Origin of the sequence: Streptomyces sp. B3I8, from assembly GCF_030816915.1 — a bacterium.
Classification (GTDB): Bacteria; Actinomycetota; Actinomycetes; order Streptomycetales; family Streptomycetaceae; genus Streptomyces.
Map to the genome: position 1 here is coordinate 2,203,070 of NZ_JAUSYN010000002.1, position 20,061 is coordinate 2,223,130.

Genomic DNA, 20,061 nt, shown 5'->3' on the forward strand with positions numbered 1-20,061 from the left:
CGGGCTCGCATCAAATCGGTGGGGCCGCTGTACGGACACCGGTGACAAAAGGGGCCGACCGCCTCGCACTCGGGACCCTGCGGACGCTAGTTGACAATCATTTCCATTGTCATTGAAAATGACTGTCATGAACATCCGGCGTCGACTCATACCCACGGCCGCGTTGACCGCGGTCTCCGCGCTCACCCTCGCGGCCACCTCCGCCTGTTCCTCCGCCGACGCGGCCGGCGGCAACACCGCCAAGTTCGACGTCATGGCGTCGTTCTACCCGCTCGCCTTCCTCGCCGAGTCGATCGGCGGCGACCACGTGCACGTCACGAGCCTGACCCAGCCGGGCCAGGAGCCGCACGACCTGGAGATCAGCGCCCGGCAGACCGCGCGGCTCCAGGAGTCCGACGCGGTGCTCTACCTCAGCCGGCTCCAGCCCTCCGTGGACGACGCCGTCGCCCAGTCCGGGATCAGAACGAAGATCGACGCCGCCTCCCTGACCACGCTCGAGGACCACGGCAACGAGGTCGGCGGGCACGCTGCCGAGCACAGCGACGAGCACGGCGAGGAGGAGCCGGGCGGCAAGGACCCCCATATCTGGCTCGACCCCGTGCGCTACGCCGAGGTCGCCGAGGGCGTCGGCAAGGCCTTCGAGAAGGCCGACCCCGACCACGCCGACGCCTACCGCGAGAACACCGCGGCCCTGGTGAAGAAGCTCGACGCACTCGACGCCCGGTTCGAGAAGGGCCTGAAGGACACCGACTCCAAGGTGTTCATCACCACCCACGCCGCCTTCGGCTATCTCGCCGAGCGCTACGGCCTCACCGAGGAGGCCATCAACGGCCTGGACCCGGAGTCGGAGCCGAGCGCGGCCCGCGTCCACGCGCTGGAGAGGATGGCGAAGGCCGACGGCGTCACCACCGTCTTCTACGAGACGCTCGTCAGCGACAGGACCGCGAAGACGATCGCCTCGGACACCGATCTGAGGACGGACGTCCTCGACCCGATCGAAGGCATCACGCGCAAGTCCCGCGGCGACGACTACTTCCAGGTCATGGAGTCCAACCTCGAGGCGCTGCGGAAGGCCCTGGGAAACCCGGGAAGCGAATGACCCGCCGAAACGGTTCAACAGGTGCCCGCAGCAGGCGAGTACCAGTGAGCGCCGAGTGTTTTCCGAGGAGACGACCGTGAGCCGACCGACCGAGCATCCCGGTCCCGACGGGTCCGTCACCGAACCCGTCATCGCCCTGCGGGGTGTCACCGCCGAGCTGGGCTCGCGGACCGTGCTGCGCGGCGTCGACCTGACCGTGCGGCGCGGCGAGGTCGTCGCCCTGCTCGGCGTCAACGGCTCCGGGAAGTCCACCGCCGTCCGCACGGTCATCGGCCAGGTCCCCGTCACCGCAGGCGAGGTCGAACTGTTCGGCACTCCACGGCGGCGGTTCCGCGACTGGCGGCGCGTGGGGTACGTGCCCCAGCGCACGACGGCCGCCGGCGGCGTGCCCGCCACGGTGACCGAGGTGGTCTGCGCCGGCCGGCTCTCCCGGACCCGCTTCGGCGTGCTGCGCCGGGCCGACCGCGACGCCGTGCGCCACGCGCTGGAGCTGGTCGGCATGGCGGACCGGGCCAGGGATTCCGTGGACGCGCTCTCCGGCGGCCAGCACCAGCGGGTGCTGATCGCCCGCGCGCTGGCCGCCGAACCCGAACTGCTGCTCATGGACGAACCGATGGCGGGCGTGGACCTGGCCAGTCAGGAGGCGCTCGCCGAGACCCTGCGCGGGCAGATCGAACGGGGCGTCACCGTCCTGCTCGTCCTGCACGAACTCGGCCCGCTGGAACCGCTGATCGACCGCGCGGTCGTCCTGCGCGACGGCCGCGTCGTGCACGACGGCCCGCCGCCGAGGGCCGCCGACCGGCACGCCCTGCCGGGCCACGACCACGCCTACGACCACGTCCACCCGCACGCCCCCGCCGGCGCCGGCGCCGAGATCCGCACGGGACTGCTGAGCTGATGGAAAACGGGACTGCCGAGCTGAGGGAAAGCTGATGGACATACTCGACTACGCCTTCATGCAGCGGGCGCTGCTCGCCGCCGTCCTGGTGGGGATCACCGCGCCCGCCGTCGGCATCTACCTCGTGCAGCGCCGCCAGTCCCTCATGGGCGACGGCATCGGGCACGTCGCGATGACCGGCGTCGGCCTGGGCTTCCTGCTCTCCTGGTCCCCGGTGTGGATGGCGACCGCGGTCTCCGTCCTCGGCGCGGTCCTGATGGAACTGATCCGCTGGTACGGCCGCACGCGCGGCGACATCGCGCTCGCGATGCTCTTCTACGGCGGCATGGCGGGCGGCGTCATGCTCATCAACCTCGCCCCGGGCGGCTCCAACGCCAACCTGACCTCGTACCTGTTCGGTTCGCTGTCGACGGTGTCGGAGTCGGACGTGACGGCGATCTGCGTGCTCGCCGCCTTCGTCGTCCTGGTCACCCTGGGGCTGCGGCGGCAGTTGTTCGCGGTCAGCCAGGACGAGGAGTTCGCCCGGGTCACGGGCCTGCCGGTGCGCGCCCTGAACCTGCTCACCGCGGTCACCGCCGCGGTCACCGTGACGGTGGCGATGCGGGTCGTGGGCCTGCTGCTGGTCTCGGCGCTGATGGTGGTGCCGGTGGCGGCCGCGCAGCAGCTCGGCCGCAGCTTCGCGGCGACCTTCGCGTTCGCGGTCGTGATCGGCGTGAGCGTCACGATCGGCGGCACGGTGACCTCGTACTACCAGGACGTACCGCCCGGCGCGACGATCGTGCTGCTGACCATCGCCGTGTTCGTCGTGCTCACCGCGCTGGCGACACCACTGGCCCGACGCCGGGCCAGGCGGGCGGAGGGCGGGGCGAAGACCGTGGTGGAGAAAGCGGCCGACGATGCGGCCGAGGACGTGACGGAGGCCGCGGCGGGGCACCGGCCCGCATGGACCCCGTCGCAACGGGCAGGCTCCCCCGAGCCGCCGGAAGCGACCGTTCCGGCCATGCGGGGTCCGGCCGAGGGGGCCGACGCCTGACCCCGCACAGCCGGGGCTGGCACAATGGCCCCGCGAGACGCAGACGTGAGGAGGCAACGGTGACCGCCGCCGGCCAGCCCGTACGGGGACGTTCCACGCGCCAGCGTGCCGCTGTGGCGGCGGCCCTGGACGAGGTGGAGGAGTTCCGCAGCGCCCAGGATCTGCACGACATGCTCAAGCACAAGGGCGACTCGGTCGGTCTGACCACGGTCTACCGCACGCTGCAGTCCCTCGCCGACGCCGGCGAGGTCGACGTCCTGCGCACGTCCGAGGGCGAGTCGGTCTACCGCCGCTGCTCCACCGGCGAACACCACCACCACCTGGTCTGCCGCGTCTGCGGCAAGGCGGTCGAGGTGGAGGGCCCCGCGGTCGAGAAGTGGGCCGAGTCCATCGCCGCGACCCACGGTTACGTCAACGTGGACCACACCCTGGAGATCTTCGGCACGTGCGGGGACTGCGCGCCGTAGGACACGCCCCGGTAAGGGGCGCGGGGGACCGCGCGAGAAGTCCCCACCCAGGTTCGGACGGGGACGGGCAGGGGCGGCAGGGGCGGGAAACCCCTCACACGCACCCCACCCACCCCCACCCACGGCTCTACTCCCCCTGCCGCCCCTCCATCGCCAGCAACTCCTCATTGGGAATCGCCCCCCCGAACCTCCGGTCCCGCGAGGCGAACTCCAGACACGCCCGCCACAGGTCCCGCCGGTCGAAGTCCGGCCACAGCACGTCCTGGAAGACCATCTCCGCGTACGCGCTCTGCCAGATCAGGTAGTTCGACGTCCGCTGCTCCCCGCTCGGTCGCAGGAACAGGTCCACATCCGGCATGTCGGGGTAGTACAGGTACTTCGCGAGCGTCTTCTCGTTGACCTTCGACGGCTCCAGCCGCCCCGCCCGCACATCCTCCGCCATCGCCTTCGCCGCGTCCGCGATCTCGGCCCGCCCGCCGTAGTTCATGCAGAAGTACAGCGTGATCCGGTCATTGTCCTTGGTCTGCTCCTGCGCTTCCTGGAGTTCCTTCGCCACGGACCGCCACAGCTTCGGCATCCGCCCCACCCACCGCACCCGCACACCCAGCGAGTCGAGCTGGTCACGGGACTTGTGGATGAAGTCGCGGTTGAAGTTCATGAGGAAGCGCACCTCCTCGGGCGACCGCTTCCAGTTCTCGGTGGAGAAGGCGTACAGCGAGATCGCCCCGACGCCCATCTCGATACCGCCCTGGAGCACGTCGAGCACGCGCTCGGCACCCACCTTGTGCCCCTCGGTGCGCGGCAGCCCCCGCCCCTTCGCCCACCGGCCGTTGCCGTCCATGACGATCGCGACATGCTTGGGGATCAGCTCGCCCGGGAGCTTCGGCGGACGGGCACCGGACGGATGCGGCTCCGGCGTGCTGTACTCCCGGCGCCGGCCCCCCAGGATCCCACGTACGGCCATGTGCTACTCGTCTCCTTCGATGGTCGGGTCATCCGATGACCAGGGTCACTTCTCGACGTACCGCAGGGACCGCAGCCCCCGCTCCAGATGCCAGTGCAGGTACGCGGACACCAGCCCGCTGCCCTCCCGCACGTACCGCGCCTCGCACGCGTCCGCCGTCGCCCAGTCCCCCGTCAGCAGCGCGCCGAGCAGTTCCAGGGCCTGCGGCGAGGGTACGACGCTGCCGGGCACCCGGCAGTCGACGCAGACCGCACCGCCGGACGCCACCGAGAAGAACCGGTTGGGCCCCGGCATGCCGCACTTCGCGCAGTCGCCGAAGCTGGGCGCGTAGCCGTTGACGGCGAGGGAGCGCAGCAGGAAGGCGTCGAGCACGAGGTGCGGGGCGTGTTCGTCGCGGGCGAGGGTACGCAGCCCGCCGACCAGCAGCAGGTACTGCTGCACGGCCGGTTCCCCCTCGTGGTCGGTGAACCGCTCGGCGGTCTCCAGCATGGCCGTCCCGGCGGTGTACCGGGCGTAGTCGGTGACGATGGCACCGCCGTACGGGGCGATGGTCTCGCTCTGCGTGCACAGCGGCAGCCCGCGCCCGACCAGTTCGCTGCTCCCCTTGGCGAAGAACTGCACGTCCACGTGGGAGAAGGGCTCCAGCCGGGCCCCGAACTTCGACTTCGTGCGCCGCACCCCGCGCGCCACGGCCCGTACCCGGCCGTGACCGCGCGTGAGCAGGGTGATGATGCGGTCCGCCTCACCCAGCTTCTGGGTGCGCAGCACGATGCCGTCGTCGCGGAACAGGCTCATGGACCCCATTCTCGCCTACGCCGAACGTGTGCCGGTCGGCCGGCGGGACAACCCGCGCCCCGCCCCCTTCACGACTCCACGGAACAGCGCCCGGTTCCACGGGCGGACACGAAGCCCCCCCGGCGATGAACCCGGTCGCAGCGGATGAGCACATCGAGGAGAAGGTGTCCGGCCGCCTGGCCCGGATCCTCACCCGGACCGGGAAACGTCTGATCCGGGGCGTCTTGGTTCGCCCGGCGGTGTCGCGGTCACGGGTGGCACGGCACCGTCCGGCGGCCGGTCGGGGGCGGGTCCACCCGCGCCGGCCGGGCCTTCTCCGGTGGGTCACGACGGCGTACGCGCCGTTTCCAGGAGGCGGGTGACCTCTTCCGCCGGCAGCGTCAGCGCCGCGCCGACCGTTGCCAGGACGTCCCGTTCCGCGGGGGTGTCCGGACCGTCGGCCAGGGCGATGCGGGCGCCCTGGAGGAAGATGGACTCGCGGCCGGCCGGGGCGAGGTGGGGGGTCAGGGGGTCCAGTGCCTCGTGGAGCTCTATGGCGAGGCCGGGGCCGCACGCGTGGCCGTACACCCGCCCCGTGTCCGCCTCCAGGGCCTCGACGAGCGCGGCGAGCTGGCCCTCCGTGCAGTCGTCGAAGCCGGCGGCGCGCACCGCGACGGCGGCGGTCTCCAGGGACGTACGGGAGGCGCAGCCGCCCGCCGCGAGGACGGCGAGGGCGACCGTGTGCACGGCGTCCCGCAGCATCGCCGCGAACCGCACGGTGGTGGGGTGGTCCAGGACGTCCGTGCCGTAGTGGTGGCGGCAGGAGGCGCATTCCACGACGGGCCCGGTCTCGCCGCGCGGCAGCACGGGCACGCCCGCGACGGCCAGCCGGCGCCGCCCGGTGAGCCGCTGGTAGTTGCGGTCGCCGCCGCAGCCGGGGCAGAAGAACTCGCCGTCGCCGACGGCGGTCCACGCGGTGCGGGTGCCGACGAGGCGGGTCACGGGGATGGCGAGCGCGCGCGGCATGCGCCGGTTTCCGGCTTTGTGGCCGCTTCGTCCCCGTCCTGGCAGCACGTCGCACCTCCGTAACTCCCCCGCGGCCCTTACGGGGCGCGGGTGGTGCCGCGACGACGTCGTCGCGTCTGCGTGATGTTAGCCACATCGTGGACGCGTAGTCAGTACCTTGGACGAGACCTATGTGTGACCCTTACACGGATTGGCCTGTACCCGACGGTCGAACGACGGACCCCCGTCCGCCGGGCGGGGTGGACGGGGGCCTAAAAAGCTGAGGTCAGGGCGGAGCGGCCGGTTCAGCGCGCGGAACGGTTGACCGCGGAGACGACCGCCTTCAGCGAGGCACGTGTCGTATTCGCGTCGATCCCGATTCCCCACAGGACCTTTCCGTCGATCGCACATTCGATGTAGGAGGCGGCCTGCGCGGAGGCGCCCTCGCTCATCGTGTGCTCCTGGTAGTCCAGCAGCCGTACGTCGATGCCGAGGGACTGCAGGGCGGCGAAGAAGGCCGAGATCGGGCCGTTGCCCGAACCGGTCAGGACGGTGTCCTCGCCGTCGACGGTCGCCTCGACGGTGAGCGTGTCCACGCCGTCGGTGTCGGTGGTCGACTGCCCCGTCCGCACCTGGACGCGGCCCCAGGGGTTGTCCGGGTTGGGCAGGTACTCGTCCTGGAAGGTCGCCCAGATGTCGGCGGGAGTGATCTCGCCGCCCTCGGCGTCCGTCTTCGCCTGGATGATCTTCGAGAACTCGATCTGCATCCGGCGCGGCAGGTCCAGCTTGTGGTCGTTCTTCAGGACGTACGCGATGCCGCCCTTGCCGGACTGCGAGTTGACACGGATGACGGCCTCGTAGGAGCGGCCGACGTCCTTGGGGTCGATCGGCAGGTACGGGACCGCCCACTCGAGGTCGTCGACGGTGACACCCTTGGCCTTCGCGTCGGCCTCCATGGCGTCGAAGCCCTTCTTGATGGCGTCCTGGTGGGAGCCGGAGAAGGACGTGTAGACCAGGTCGCCCACGTACGGGTGGCGCGGGTGGACCTCCATCTGGTTGCAGTACTCCCAGGTGCGGCGGATCTCGTCGATCTGGGAGAAGTCGATCTGCGGGTCGACGCCCTGGGAGAACAGGTTCATGCCCAGGGTGACCAGGTCGACGTTGCCGGTCCGCTCCCCCTGTCCGAACAGGCAGCCCTCGACGCGGTCGGCGCCGGCCATGACCGCCAGCTCCGCCGCCGCCACGGCCGTGCCGCGGTCGTTGTGCGGGTGCACGGACAGACAGACGTACTCGCGGCGGGAGAGGTTGCGGTGCATCCACTCGAAGCGGTCCGCGTGCGTGGAGGGGGTGGAACGCTCCACGGTCGCGGGCAGGTTGAGGATGATCTCGCGGCCCGGTCCGGGCTGGTAGACGTCCATCACCGCCTCGCAGACCTCCAGGGCGAAGTCCAGCTCGGTGTCGGTGAAGATCTCCGGGCTGTACTGGTACCCGAACTCGGTCTCCGGGCCCAGCAGCTTCTCGGCGTACTCCATCACCAGGCGGGTGCCGTCGACGGCGATCTGCTTGATGTCGTCCTTGGAACCGCGGAAGACGACGCGGCGGAAGACGGGCGCGGTCGCGTTGTACAGGTGGACGGTGGCCCTCTTGGCGCCCTTCAGGGACTCCACGGTCCGCTCGATCAGGTCCTCGCGGGCCTGGGTCAGTACGGAGATCGTGACGTCGTCCGGGATCGCGCCCTCTTCCTCGATGATCGAGCGCACGAAGTCGTAGTCGGTCTGGCCGGAGGCCGGGAAGCCGACCTCGATCTCCTTGTAGCCCATCTTCACCAGCAGATCGAACATCGCGCGCTTGCGCGCGGGCGACATGGGGTCGATCAGGGCCTGGTTGCCGTCGCGCAGGTCGGTGGAGAGCCAGCGGGGAGCGGTGGTGACGCGCGCTTCCGGCCAGGTGCGGTCGGGGATGTCGACCTGGTCGTAGCGGCCGTACTTGTGGACGGGCATGGTGCTGGGCTGCTGGCGGTTTGCCATGGTGGCGTGGGCTCCTCGAGATGTCCGCGGGCCAAGTGTCCGCGGGTCAGCGGGTCCGGAAGGGACACGGCCGACGGCGCAACGCCGAACTCCGCGGGGAGGGGGTCGGCCTCGACTACAGGCCCTCGCCGCGGCAGCTAAGGAGAAGCAGCCCGATACGCATGATGCTCCGCATGCTAGCGGACCGCCTGCGGTGGGCGGGGCCACGTATCAGTATGCGGGACCGGGCGCCCGATGCCTTGGCCTGCCGGCCGCCGCCGGCTCCACCGGTCGGTGACCCGTCCGAGAGTCACCGACCGGCGCCGCTGTCTTCCCGGCGGGTCACCGCCCGCGGTCAGCCACGCGACCCGCGGGACGGCGCGCCCCGGCGGGACACCGCGTGCATCCTGTGAGGTCCGCTCAGCGGACCCACTCCTCCCAGTACCCCGAGGCCGCGTTCCAGCGGCACTGGAACTCGTGGAATCCGTTGAACTCGAGGTCGTACCGGCCCTCCTCCTGGCATGCGTCGTGCGTCCGGCTGCCACTGGCCAGCTGGAAGCCGTCGGGGTCGGTCACGGCGGAGGCGGAACCTGCGGTCAGCGGAATGGTGACCGCCGCGGCGCCGATCACGGCGGCGACGGCGATACGGGAACGCCAGGACTTCACGTGTATCTCCTCACGGTAGGAGCCGGACCGGCCAGGCCGGTCATCGACCCTGTGGGACTTACGGTGAGTAGGACGAGCGCGCCCCGGCCCAGGGTCCAAGGCGAGTGGGGAGGTTGGGTGAACGCGGACAGGTTTCCGCCGGCGCACCCGCCACGTCGACCTCACACCTCCCCGTTCATCAATTCCGGTTGCGCCTAGTGACAACGCGGTGACCCGGTGCAATCGTTCCCGTATGACCCGCAACGGGGGCTCCGAGCCCGTCTTCTGCACGATCATTCCGCCGCACGTCCTCGACCGGCTCGCCCGGCACGAGGACCCCGCACTCGCGCGACCCGCGCGCCGCACCCTGGAACGGGACGCGCTGGAGCGCACCCGGCGCCGGCTCACCACCGTCGTCGGCGCTGCCGCCGTCGCCTCGCCCCCCGGGGCCGAGGCCGGCAAGCCGCACCGCACGGTGTACGACGCCCGCCACGGCACCGAACTGCCCGGCCACAAGGTCCGCGGCGAGGGCGACGAGCCGACCGCGGACGCCACCGTCAACCGCGCCCACGCGGGCCTCGGCGCCACGTTCGACCTCTACCTGAAGGTGTACGGCCGCGACTCCATCGACGGATCCGGACTGCCGCTGGACGCCACCGTGCACTACGACAGGGACTACAACAACGCCTTTTGGAACGGCGAGCAGATGGTGTTCGGCGACGGGGACGGGGAGATCTTCCTCGACTTCACCCTCCCCGTCGACGTCATCGGCCACGAGCTGACCCACGGCGTCACCCAGCACAGCGCCAACCTGGCCTACTTCGGCCAGTCCGGCGCGCTCAACGAATCGCTGTCGGACGTCTTCGGCTCGCTGATCAAGCAGTACACGCTCGGCCAGACCGCCGCCGAGGCGGACTGGCTGATCGGCGCCGGACTCCTCGCGCCGCGCGTCACCGGCACGGCGCTGCGCTCGATGAAGGAGCCGGGCTCGGCGTACGACGACGACGTCCTCGGCAAGGATCCGCAACCGAGCACGATGGAGGACTACGTACACACCGGCAGCGACAACGGCGGCGTGCACCTCAACTCCGGCATCCCCAACCACGCCTTCTACCTGGCCGCCACCGCGCTCGGCGGCCACGCCTGGGAGCGGGCGGGGCAGGTCTGGTACGACGTGCTCACCGGCGGCGAGCTGCACGAGGACGCCCTGTTCACCGACTTCGCCACCCTCACCGTGTCCGCCGCGCGGGAGCGGTACGGCGAGGGCAAGGAACTCCAGGGGGTCCTCAAGGCCTGGGAGCAGGTGGGGGTGCGCACGCTGTAGATCCGTACTACACAGAACGTCATGCGAATTCAGGTGAGGCGCACAGGGGGTTTCGCGGGCATCGAGCGGCACGCCGAGGTGGACACCTCGGGGCGGCCCGACGCCGGGGAGTGGCGGGCCCTGGCCCAGCGAGCGCTGGCCGACGGCCGGGACCGGCCCCCCTCCGGCGTCCCGGACGGCTTCAGCTACCGGATCACGGCGGACGGGACGAGCGTGTACTGCGCGGACCCCCGACTGACCGAGGCCCAGCGCGAACTGATCTCCCGGGTCCTGAAGGAGGGCGCGTGACCTCCGTGACCTCCGCGGCGTCCCCGGCAGGCGCTCCTGACGTGCGTCCTCTCCCCCGGTTCCCCTCCGGGTTCCTGTGGGGGGTGTCCACCTCGGCCCACCAGATAGAAGGCGCGGCGGACACCCGAGAGCCGTCCGTGTGGGACGCCTTCACCGCCGCACCCGGGCGCGTGAGAGACGGCTCGACGGCGGCGGTGGCCTGCGACCACTTCCACCGCCACACCGAGGACGTGGCCCTGCTGCGCGACCTCGGCGTGGACGCGTACCGCTTCTCGATCTCCTGGCCGCGCGTGAACGGCCCCGGCGGTCTCGACTTCTACGACCGTCTGGTGGACGAGGTGTGCGCGGCCGGCGTACGGCCCGTACCGACCCTCTTCCACTGGGACCTGCCGCTTGGGGTGGAGGAGGCCGGGGGCTGGCGCTCCCGGGAGACGGCGGAGCGGTTCGCCGAGTACGTGGCCGGGGTCGCCGCACGGCTCGGCGACCGCGTGCCCACCTGGATCACCCTCAACGAACCCGCCGAGCACACCCTCCTGGGCCACGCCCTCGGCGTGCACGCCCCCGGCCACCGGCTCCTCTTCGACGCGCTGCCCGTCGCCCACCACCAGCTCCTCGCGCACGGCCTGGCCGTACGGGCGCTGCGCGCGGCCGGGGCCCGGGACGTCGGGATCGCCAACTCCCACGGCCCGACCTGGCCCGCGTCGCGGGAACCGGCGGACGTGGAGGCGGCCGGCTTCTACGACCTGCTCCTCAACCGACTCTTCGCCGATCCGCTGCTGCTCGGCGCCTACCCCGACGGCCTCGGCGAGCTGATGCCCGGCACGGCGGCGCGGGTCGAGGCGGACCTGAAGGTGATCGCCGAGCCGCTGGACCGGTACGGGATCAACTACTACGCCCCGACCCGGGTGGGCGCCCCGCAGGGCACGGAGATCGAGTTCGGGGGCGTGTCGATGCCGGCCGAACTGCCGTTCTCGGTGCGGAAAATCGAGGGGCGCCCGGTGACGGACTTCGGCTGGCCGGTGGCCCCGGAAGGACTCACCGAACTGCTCACCGCCTTCCGCGACCGCTACGGCGACCGGCTGCCCCCGGTGACCATCACCGAGAACGGCTGCTCCTACGAGGGCCTGGACGACCAGGACCGCATCGCCTACCTCGACGGCCACGTGCGCGCGCTGCACGAGGCGATGGAGGCGGGCGTGGACGTACGGGGCTACTTCGTGTGGTCGCTGCTGGACAACTTCGAGTGGGCCGAGGGGTACGCCCGGCGCTTCGGCCTGGTGCACGTCGATTTCGCGACGCTGGAGCGCACGCCGAAGGCGTCGTACCACTGGCTGCGGGACGCGCTACGGGCACAACGCGGCTGAGACGCCCGCCGGACATGCGGCACGGGGACCCGGAAAAGCCCTACGGCACTGTCAGTCCCGCGTCGTACTCTGGAATGACTGGAATCACCAGGACGCCCGTGCGGCGGGCGAGACGTTCCGAGGAGGACGAGCAAGGCCTACAGAGCCGGCCCATGACTCAGACATCCACAGCGCACGACCCCGCGAAGGGGCAGGCACGAGCGCAGATCACCGTGCCCGCCCAGCACCCCATGGTGACCGTGCTGGGCTCCGGAGACTCCCTGCTGCGCGTGATCGAGAAGGCGTTCCCCGCAACCGACATCCACGTCCGGGGCAACGAAATCAGCGCGGTGGGCGACACCCACGAGGTGGCCCTCGTCCAGCGCGTGTTCGACGAGATGATGCTGGTGCTCCGCACCGGACAGCCGATGACGGAGGACGCCGTGGAACGGTCGATCGCCATGCTCCAGGCCAGCGAGAACGGCGAGGGCGACGGCCAGGAGACCCCCGCGCAGGTGCTCACGCAGAACATCCTGTCCTCGCGCGGCCGCACCATCCGCCCCAAGACCCTCAACCAGAAGCGGTACGTCGACGCGATAGACAAGCACACGATCGTCTTCGGCATCGGCCCCGCCGGTACCGGCAAGACCTACCTCGCCATGGCCAAGGCGGTTCAGGCCCTGCAGTCCAAGCAGGTCAACCGGATCATCCTGACCAGGCCCGCGGTCGAGGCCGGTGAGCGCCTCGGCTTCCTGCCCGGCACGCTCTACGAGAAGATCGACCCGTACCTGCGCCCGCTCTACGACGCGCTGCACGACATGCTGGACCCGGACTCGATCCCGCGGCTGATGGCGGCGGGCACGATCGAGGTCGCCCCGCTGGCATACATGCGCGGCCGGACGCTGAACGACGCCTTCATCATCCTGGACGAGGCCCAGAACACCTCGCCCGAGCAGATGAAGATGTTCCTCACCCGGCTCGGCTTCGACTCGAAGATCGTGATCACGGGTGACGTGACGCAGGTGGACCTGCCGAGCGGCACCAAGTCCGGTCTGCGGCAGGTGCAGGACATCCTGGAGGGCCTGGACGACGTCCACTTCTCCCGGTTGTCGTCGCAGGATGTCGTCCGGCACAAGCTGGTCGGCCGTATCGTCGACGCGTACGAGAAGTACGACAGCACGCACGGCACCGAGAACGGCACCCACAAGAGCCCCGAGCGGGGCGAGGCGGGCGGCCGGGGCCGGTCGTCCGGGCACAAGGGGAAGTAGAGACACGGCACGACCATGTCGATCGACGTCAACAACGAATCCGGAACCGAGGTCGACGAGCAGGCGATCCTCGACATCGCCCGCCACGCGCTCGCGCGGATGCGCATCCACCCGCTCTCCGAACTCTCGGTGATCGTCGTGGACGCCGACGCCATGGAGCAGCTCCACCAGCAGTGGATGGACCTGCCGGGGCCCACGGACGTCATGTCCTTCCCGATGGACGAGCTGCGTCCGCCGGGCAAGGACGACGACGAGCCCCCGCAGGGCCTCCTCGGCGACATCGTGCTGTGTCCCGAGGTCGCGGCCAGGCAGGGCGCCGAGGCGGCCACGCGGCACTCCATGGACGAGGAGCTGCAACTGCTCACCGTGCACGGGGTGCTGCACCTGCTGGGCTACGACCACGAGGAACCCGACGAGAAGGCCGAGATGTTCGGGCTGCAGGCCGCCATCGTGGACGGCTGGCGTGCCGAGAAGGGCATGACCGGTCCCTCCCCGGCCCCGACCGTGTCATGACCCAACTCCTCACCGGGGCCGTCGCCCTGGTCGTCGTCGCCTGGCTCGCCGCCTGCGCGGAGGCGGGCCTGGCGCGGATCTCCAGCTTCCGCGCCGAGGAGGCCGTACGGTCCGGGCGGCGTGGCGGCGCCATGCTGGTGCAGGTCGCCGCCGACCCGACGCGCTATCTGAACCTCGCGCTGCTGCTGCGGGTCGCCTGCGAGATGGCCGCCGCGGCGGTGGTGACGTACGCCTGCCTGAAGGAGTTCGACAGCACGGCCCAGGCGCTGACCGTCGCCATCGCGGTGATGGTGCTGGTGTCGTACGTGGCGGTCGGCGTCTCGCCGCGCACCATCGGCCGCCAGCACCCGCTGAACACGGCGACGGTGGCCGCGTACGTGCTCGTGCCGCTGGCCAGGGTGCTCGGCCCGATCCCCTCGCTGCTCATCCTCATCGGCAACGCGCTCACCCCCGGCAAGGGCTTCCGCCGGGGCCCGTTCGCCTCCGAGGCGGAGCTGCGGGCGCTGGTGGACCTCGCCGAGGCGGAGTCGCTCATCGAGGACGACGAGCGCCGCATGGTGCACTCGGTCTTCGAGCTCGGTGACACCCTGGTGCGCGAGGTGATGGTGCCGCGCACGGACCTGGTGGTCATCGAGCGGTACAAGACGATCCGGCAGGCGCTGACGCTGGCGCTGCGTTCCGGTTTCTCGCGCATCCCGGTCACCGGGGACAGCGAGGACGACATCGTCGGGATCGTCTACCTCAAGGACCTGGCCCGCAAGACGCACATCAGCCGGGACACGGAGAGCGACCTGGTCTCCACGGCGATGCGGCCGGCCTCCTTCGTGCCCGACACGAAGAACGCGGGCGATCTGCTGCGCGAGATGCAGCAGGAGCGCAACCACGTGGCGGTCGTCATCGACGAGTACGGCGGCACGGCGGGCATCGTCACCATCGAGGACATCCTCGAGGAGATCGTCGGCGAGATCACCGACGAGTACGACCGCGAGCTGCCGCCGGTGGAGAAGCTGGGCGAGGACCGCTTCCGGGTCACCGCCCGCCTGGACATCGGCGACCTCGGCGAGCTGTACGGCGTCGAGGAGTACGACGACGAGGACGTGGAGACGGTGGGCGGCCTGCTCGCCAAGGCGCTCGGCCGGGTGCCGATCGCGGGCGCGTCCTCGGAGGTCGAACTGCCCGACGGACGCGGGCTGCGGCTGACGGCGGAGGCGGCGGCCGGGCGGCGCAACAAGATCGTGACGGTGCTGGTGGAGCCGTTGGCCGCGGTGCCGGATCCGACGGAGGCGAGACCGGAATGACCCCGCAGGAACTGCGCGCCCTGTGCCTGTCCTTCAACGCGGTGGTGGAGGACTTCCCGTTCAACCCGGACACCTCGGTCTTCAAGGTGCTGGGGAAGATGTTCGCGCTGACGAACCTAGGGGCGCGGCCGCTGACGGTCAACCTGAAGTGCGACCCGGAGGACGCGGTGCGGCTCCGGGAGACGCCGGGGCACGAGGGGCTGATCGTTCCCGGGTACCACATGAACAAGCGGCACTGGAACACCGTGACGGTGGACGGGGCCCTGCCGGACCGGCTGGTGCGGGAGCTGGTGGAGGACTCGTACGACCTGGTCGTGGCGGGGTTGCCACGGGCGGAGCGGCTGCGGCTGGACCGCCCCTGAGGCACGCGCCGGGCGGGCGGGTTCGTATGCTCGGCTCATGACCGACAGCAGCGCGCTCGACGCCGAGGACCGCAAGATCGTCACCCTGGCCCGCTCGGCCAGGGCCCGCAACGGGGTGCCCGAGGGGGCGGCCGTGCGGGACGAGACGGGGCGTACGTATGTGGCGGGGAGCGTGGAGCTTCCCTCGCTGCGGTTGAGCGCGTTGCGGACGGCGGTGGCGATGGCGGTGGCGTCGGGGGCGACGTCGCTGGAGGCGGCGGCGGTGGTGTCCGGGGCCGACGGGATCGCGGCGGAGGACCTGGCGGCGGTGCGGGACCTCGGCGGGCCCGGGACGCCGGTTCTCCTCGCGGGGGCGGACGGGGTGGTGCGGGAGACGGTCGCGGCGGGCTGAGCCGGGGCACTTTCCTTCGTCCCCGCCGCCCTTGCCCTTCCCGTCCCCGGGGGCTCCGCCCCCGGACCCCCAAAAGATCGCGCAGTCCCCCGCGCCCCTTGGAGGGCGGGGCTACAGCGCGGCTTCCCCGCGTTCGTCCGTGCGGACGCGGGCCACCGTGTCCACGGGGACCGACCAGACCTTGCCGTCGCCGATCTTCCCCGTGCGCGCCGCCGCGACGATCGCGTCGATCACCGGCTCCGCGTCCGCGTCGGACACGACGACCTCGATCCGTACCTTGGGCACCAGGTCCACCCGGTACTCCGCCCCCCGGTAGACCTCGGTGTGCCCCCGCTGCCGCCCGTACCCGCTGGCCTCGGTCACGGTCAGGCCGTGCACCCCGAGTTCCTGCAGCGCGGTCTTCACCTCGTCGAGGCGGTGCGGCTTGACGACGGCGGTGATGAGTTTCATGGCTGGCTGCCGGCCTTCTGGGCGGAGTGGAGCACGGAGGACGAGACCGGGGCACCGTGCCCCAGAACCCCGTGATCGTAAGCCGTCTCGGCGTGCACCGTAAGGTCCAGGCCGGTGTGCTCCTGCTCCTCGCTCGCCCGGAAGCCCATGACCCGGTGGAGCGCCCTGCCGATGCCGTACGTCACCGCGAAGGCGTACGCGCCCACCGCGGCCGCCGCCACGAGCTGCCTGCCGAGCTGCCCGAACCCGCCGCCGTACAGCAGCCCCTCGGCCCCGCCGGTCATTCCGCGGGCCGCGAAGACCCCGATGAGGACGGTGCCGACGATCCCGCCGACGAGGTGGACGCCGACGACGTCGAGGGAGTCGTCGTAGTTGAGCCGGAACTTCCAGCTCACGGCGTACGAGCACAGCACGCCCGCGGCGAGGCCGACGACCAGCGCGCCCAGCAGCGAGACCGTACCGCAGGAGGGCGTGATGGCGACGAGGCCCGCGACCGCGCCGGAGGCGGCGCCCAGCGTCGTCGGATGGCCGTCGCGCCGCTGTTCGACGACGAGCCAGCCGAGGAGCCCGGTGCAGCCGGCGGCGAGGGTGTTGAGGAAGGCCGCGGCGGCCAGCCCGTCGGCGCGCAGCGCGGAGCCGGCGTTGAAGCCGAACCAGCCGAACCAGAGCAGTCCCGCGCCCATGACCACCATCGGCAGGTTGTGCGGGCGCATGGCGTCCTTCTTGAAGCCCAGGCGGGGGCCGAGGACCAGGCAGAGCGCGAGCCCGGAGGCGCCGGAGGTGATCTCCACGGGCAGTCCGCCCGCGAAGTCGAGGGCGCCGAGACTCGCGGAGACCCAGCCGCGGGGGCCCCACACCCAGTGGCTGACGGGAACGTATACGAGGAGGGTCCACACGGGGACGAAGACCAGCCAGGCCGCGAACCTGGCCCGGTCCGCGACGGCCCCGCTGATCAGCGCGGCGGTGATGATCGCGAAGGTGAGCTGGAAGGTGGCGAAGAGGAGGGTGGGGACGGTGCCGTGCACGTCGGCCGGGCCGATGCCGGCCATGCCGAGGTGGTCGAGGCCGCCGATCAGCCCGGCGAAGGTGTCGTCGCCGAAGGCCAGGGAGTAGCCGGCGGCCAGCCACACCACCGTGACGAGGGCGATCGAGACGAAGCTCATCATCAGCATGTTGAGCACGCTCTTGGTGCGGACCATGCCGCCGTAGAAGAGGGCGAGCCCGGGGGTCATCAGCAGGACGAGGGCGGTGGCGGCGAGCAGCCAGGCGGTGTCACCGGCGGAGAGGGCCGAGGCGTGGGCGGCGGACAGGGTGACGGTCTCCACGGACGGGTCTCCTCGGGGCGGGTCTCGTCGGGGCGGGTCCGTCGCGGGTCGGCCCTGGTGTGGCGGGGCCGTGGGAAGGGGCCCTTGCGGGACGGCCCTCCCGGGACGGGTGCCCGCGGGGGCGGGGCTCGTCCCGAGCGTCACCGGCGTGCGTTTCACGTCGCGTACGGCTGTGTTTCCCCGGTGTTTCGTTGCGTTCGGGTTTCGCAAAGCTCACCGAGCGGCGGCGCGGGTCCGGGGGCGGGTGCGGCCCGTGCGTGGCCGGTGCGGCGGGGCTTCGTGGATCAGGGACAATGGGCGCCATGAGCGTTCCTACCCAGTCATCCGAAGAGCCGGCCGAGGCCGTCCACCGTGCCGGTTTCGCCTGCTTCGTGGGCCGCCCCAACGCGGGCAAGTCCACCCTGACGAACGCTCTGGTCGGCCAGAAGGTGGCGATCACCTCGAACCGACCGCAGACGACGCGGCACACGGTCCGGGGCATCGTGCACCGGCCGGAGGCGCAGCTCATCCTGGTCGACACCCCTGGCCTCCACAAGCCGCGCACGCTGCTCGGCGAGCGGCTCAACGACGTCGTACGGGCGACCTGGGCGGAGGTCGACGTGATCGGCTTCTGCCTGCCGGCCGACCAGAAGCTCGGCCCGGGCGACCGTTTCATCGCCAAGGAGCTGGCGGGGATCAAGCGGACGCCGAAGGTCGCGATCGTCACGAAGACGGACCTGGTGGACTCCAAGGCGCTGGCCGAGCAGCTCATCGCGATCGACCAGCTCGGCCGGGAGCTGGGGATCACCTGGGCGGAGATCGTGCCGGTGTCGGCGACGGCGGGCAAGCAGGTGGACCTCCTGGCCGACCTGCTGATCCCGATGCTGCCGGAGAGCCCCGCGCTCTACCCGGAGGGCGACCTGACGGACGAGCCCGAGCAGGTCATGGTGGCCGAGCTGATCCGCGAGGCGGCGCTGGAGGGGGTGCGGGACGAGTTGCCGCACTCGATCGCGGTGGTGGTGGAGGAGATGCTGCCGCGCGAGGACCGGCCGGCGGACAGGCCGTTGCTCGACATCCACGCCAACGTGTTCATCGAGCGGCCCAGCCAGAAGGGGATCATCATCGGTCCCAAGGGGAAGCGGCTGAAGGACGTGGGGATCAAGTCGCGCAAGCAGATCGAGGCGTTGCTGGGGACGCCGGTGTTCCTGGACCTGCATGTGAAGGTGGCGAAGGACTGGCAGCGGGATCCCAAGCAGTTGCGGCGGCTGGGGTTCTGACGGGGGGGGTTCCGCCCCCGCCGCCCTTGCCCGTCCCCTCCCTGAGAGGCTCTGCGCCTCCGGCCCCGGGAGAGCTCGGGTGGGTGGGGTCGCGTGGGGAGTGCGGGTGGGTGGGAGCTGCTCGCGCCCGCGCGGCGGAGCCGCGGATCGCCACGGGCCGCGCCCCTGACGGGGCACGGCCCGTCCCCGTCACGCCGAGCGGCCGAAGCCGATCGTCGGGACCGCGCGGCGCAGGGGCCAGGGGCGGGCGTGGTTCTCGGGGAGCAGGTCGGCGAGGAAGGCGTAGCGGCGTAGGGCTGCCGGGTCCTGGTCGTCGTAGAACTGCACCCGGCGCCACCAGGCCGCGACCTCCGACCAGCCCGGTGCCGACAGCGAGCCGCCGAACTCCTGGACGGAGAGCGCGGCGGTGAGGCCGGCGAAGGCGAGGCGGTCGGCGAGCGGCCAGCCGGCCAGGGAGCCGGTGACGAAGCCGGCCACGAACACGTCGCCCGCGCCGGTCGGGTCGAGGGCCTCGACCTCGATCGCCGGCACCTCCGCCGTCTCGCCGGTGCGGGCGTCCACCGCGTAGGCGCCCTCCGCGCCCAGCGTCACCACGGCCACCGGGACGTGCGCGGTGAGCGCGTGCGCGGCGGTGCGCGGGCAGTCGGCGCCGGTGTAGCGCATGGCCTCCTCGGCGTTGGGCAGGAACGCCTCGCAGTGGGCGAGGTCGGGCAGTCCCGCCAGGTCCCAGGCACCGGTGTCGTCCCAGCCGACGTCGGCGAAGATCCGCGTGCCCGCGCGGGCGGCCTCGGCGATCCAGGGTGCCCGGACGCCCGGCACGAGCGAGGCGATGGCGGCGCGGGCCCGCGGCGGGTGGTCGGGGGCGCTCTCCTGGGCGAGTGCGGCCTCCTGCGGCGGTTCGTGTCCGTGGGAGACCATCGTGCGCTCCCCCTCGTAGGCCATGGACACGGTGACCGGCGAGTGCCAGCCGGGCACCGTGCGGGAGGGGCCGAGGTCGATGCCCTCGCCCCGCTCGAGGGCGTCCCAGCAGTACTCGCCGTAGTGGTCGTCGCCGAAGGCGGCGGCGAGGGAGGTGCGCAGGCCCAGCCGGGCGAGCGCGGTGGCCATGTTGGCGACGCCGCCGGGGCTGGAGCCCATGCCGCGCGCCCAGGACTCGGTGCCGCGCACGGGGGCGGAGTCGAGTCCGGTGAAGACGATGTCCAGGAAGACGGTGCCGGTCAGGTACACGTCCCAGGGCGGATCGTCCGGGGTGCGCAGGGCGGCCAGCGGGTCGACGTGTGCGGGGCTGTGCGGTCCCTCTCCGGTGGACGGGGTCACGGTGGGCTCCCTGAGGTGGTGCGGTTCCGGCCAGT

Annotated in this window: 21 protein-coding genes; 13 read left to right on the forward strand and 8 right to left on the reverse strand. The window is 71.6% G+C overall.

The annotated features are described in order from the left end of the window. Positions 1–127 precede the first annotated feature (127 nt). The 4 genes from QFZ64_RS11885 to QFZ64_RS11900 all read left to right on the forward strand — a co-directional run bounded on the left by QFZ64_RS11885 (position 128) and on the right by QFZ64_RS11900 (position 3,497). Positions 128–1,099, forward strand: coding sequence for a metal ABC transporter substrate-binding protein (locus QFZ64_RS11885; RefSeq protein WP_307064863.1), 972 nt, complete (start codon positions 128–130; stop codon positions 1,097–1,099). A 76-nt stretch (positions 1,100–1,175) separates the two neighbouring features. Further along, complete coding sequence (locus QFZ64_RS11890; protein ID WP_307064864.1) at positions 1,176–1,997, forward strand: metal ABC transporter ATP-binding protein; 822 nt, start codon at positions 1,176–1,178, stop codon at positions 1,995–1,997. Positions 1,998–2,031: 34 nt separating this feature from the next. Next, positions 2,032–3,030, forward strand: coding sequence for a metal ABC transporter permease (locus tag QFZ64_RS11895; protein ID WP_307064865.1), 999 nt, complete (start codon positions 2,032–2,034; stop codon positions 3,028–3,030). A 59-nt stretch (positions 3,031–3,089) separates the two neighbouring features. Then, positions 3,090–3,497 carry a Fur family transcriptional regulator gene (locus QFZ64_RS11900; protein WP_307064866.1) on the forward strand — a complete coding sequence of 136 codons (408 nt, stop codon included), beginning with the start codon at positions 3,090–3,092 and terminating at the stop codon, positions 3,495–3,497. A gap of 127 nt (positions 3,498–3,624) precedes the next feature. On the opposite strand, the gene QFZ64_RS11905 is transcribed toward QFZ64_RS11900, so the two are convergent. The 5 genes from QFZ64_RS11905 to QFZ64_RS11925 all read right to left on the reverse strand — a co-directional run bounded on the left by QFZ64_RS11905 (position 3,625) and on the right by QFZ64_RS11925 (position 8,912). Next, a complete protein-coding gene (locus tag QFZ64_RS11905) occupies positions 3,625–4,461 on the reverse strand; it encodes an isoprenyl transferase (RefSeq protein ID WP_307064867.1) in 837 nt (278 codons plus the stop codon). A gap of 45 nt (positions 4,462–4,506) precedes the next feature. Continuing rightward, complete coding sequence (gene recO / locus QFZ64_RS11910; protein ID WP_307064869.1) at positions 4,507–5,256, reverse strand: DNA repair protein RecO; 750 nt, start codon at positions 5,254–5,256, stop codon at positions 4,507–4,509. 324 nt (positions 5,257–5,580) lie between these two features. Beyond that, on the reverse strand, positions 5,581–6,309 hold the full coding sequence (locus QFZ64_RS11915; RefSeq protein WP_373430592.1) for a TerB family tellurite resistance protein: 729 nt from the start codon (positions 6,307–6,309) through the stop codon (positions 5,581–5,583). A 236-nt stretch (positions 6,310–6,545) separates the two neighbouring features. After that, entirely contained in the window at positions 6,546–8,267 is a 1,722-nt protein-coding gene (leuA, locus tag QFZ64_RS11920) for a 2-isopropylmalate synthase (RefSeq protein ID WP_307064873.1), read from the reverse strand. Between the two features lie 399 nt (positions 8,268–8,666). Continuing rightward, positions 8,667–8,912 carry a hypothetical protein gene (locus QFZ64_RS11925; RefSeq protein WP_307064875.1) on the reverse strand — a complete coding sequence of 82 codons (246 nt, stop codon included), beginning with the start codon at positions 8,910–8,912 and terminating at the stop codon, positions 8,667–8,669. Positions 8,913–9,144: 232 nt separating this feature from the next. On the opposite strand from QFZ64_RS11925, the gene QFZ64_RS11930 reads away from it, so the two are divergent. From QFZ64_RS11930 to QFZ64_RS11965, 8 genes are all read left to right on the forward strand, one after another. Continuing rightward, a complete protein-coding gene (locus tag QFZ64_RS11930) occupies positions 9,145–10,215 on the forward strand; it encodes a M4 family metallopeptidase (protein WP_307064877.1) in 1,071 nt (356 codons plus the stop codon). 21 nt (positions 10,216–10,236) lie between these two features. Beyond that, a complete protein-coding gene (locus QFZ64_RS11935; RefSeq protein ID WP_307064879.1) occupies positions 10,237–10,503 on the forward strand; it encodes a protealysin inhibitor emfourin in 267 nt (88 codons plus the stop codon). After that, on the forward strand, positions 10,500–11,867 hold the full coding sequence (locus QFZ64_RS11940; RefSeq protein ID WP_307064881.1) for a GH1 family beta-glucosidase: 1,368 nt from the start codon (positions 10,500–10,502) through the stop codon (positions 11,865–11,867). The genes QFZ64_RS11935 and QFZ64_RS11940 overlap by 4 nt, the downstream gene beginning before the upstream one ends. 152 nt (positions 11,868–12,019) lie before the next feature. After that, entirely contained in the window at positions 12,020–13,114 is a 1,095-nt protein-coding gene (locus tag QFZ64_RS11945) for a PhoH family protein (protein ID WP_307064883.1), read from the forward strand. 15 nt (positions 13,115–13,129) lie between these two features. Beyond that, positions 13,130–13,627 carry an rRNA maturation RNase YbeY gene (gene ybeY / locus QFZ64_RS11950; RefSeq protein ID WP_307064885.1) on the forward strand — a complete coding sequence of 166 codons (498 nt, stop codon included), beginning with the start codon at positions 13,130–13,132 and terminating at the stop codon, positions 13,625–13,627. Beyond that, positions 13,624–14,925, forward strand: coding sequence for a hemolysin family protein (locus QFZ64_RS11955; protein WP_307064887.1), 1,302 nt, complete (start codon positions 13,624–13,626; stop codon positions 14,923–14,925). The genes ybeY and QFZ64_RS11955 overlap by 4 nt, the downstream gene beginning before the upstream one ends. Beyond that, positions 14,922–15,287 carry an MmcQ/YjbR family DNA-binding protein gene (locus QFZ64_RS11960; RefSeq protein WP_307064889.1) on the forward strand — a complete coding sequence of 122 codons (366 nt, stop codon included), beginning with the start codon at positions 14,922–14,924 and terminating at the stop codon, positions 15,285–15,287. The genes QFZ64_RS11955 and QFZ64_RS11960 overlap by 4 nt, the downstream gene beginning before the upstream one ends. Positions 15,288–15,324: 37 nt before the next feature. Then, positions 15,325–15,678 carry a cytidine deaminase gene (locus QFZ64_RS11965; protein WP_307064890.1) on the forward strand — a complete coding sequence of 118 codons (354 nt, stop codon included), beginning with the start codon at positions 15,325–15,327 and terminating at the stop codon, positions 15,676–15,678. A gap of 111 nt (positions 15,679–15,789) precedes the next feature. On the opposite strand, the gene QFZ64_RS11970 is transcribed toward QFZ64_RS11965, so the two are convergent. Continuing rightward, a complete protein-coding gene (locus tag QFZ64_RS11970) occupies positions 15,790–16,128 on the reverse strand; it encodes a P-II family nitrogen regulator (RefSeq protein WP_307064892.1) in 339 nt (112 codons plus the stop codon). Next, positions 16,125–17,453, reverse strand: coding sequence for an ammonium transporter (locus tag QFZ64_RS11975; protein WP_307064894.1), 1,329 nt, complete (start codon positions 17,451–17,453; stop codon positions 16,125–16,127). The genes QFZ64_RS11970 and QFZ64_RS11975 overlap by 4 nt, the downstream gene beginning before the upstream one ends. A gap of 302 nt (positions 17,454–17,755) precedes the next feature. Here QFZ64_RS11975 and era point away from each other — a divergent pair, with 302 nt between their 5' ends. Beyond that, on the forward strand, positions 17,756–18,709 hold the full coding sequence (gene era, locus QFZ64_RS11980; protein ID WP_307064896.1) for a GTPase Era: 954 nt from the start codon (positions 17,756–17,758) through the stop codon (positions 18,707–18,709). Between the two features lie 189 nt (positions 18,710–18,898). Here era and QFZ64_RS11985 read toward each other — a convergent pair whose 3' ends face one another. After that, positions 18,899–20,026: a carbohydrate kinase family protein gene (locus QFZ64_RS11985; protein ID WP_307064898.1), complete on the reverse strand. Its 1,128-nt coding sequence runs from the start codon at positions 20,024–20,026 to the stop codon at positions 18,899–18,901. Between the last annotated feature and the right edge of the window lie 35 nt (positions 20,027–20,061).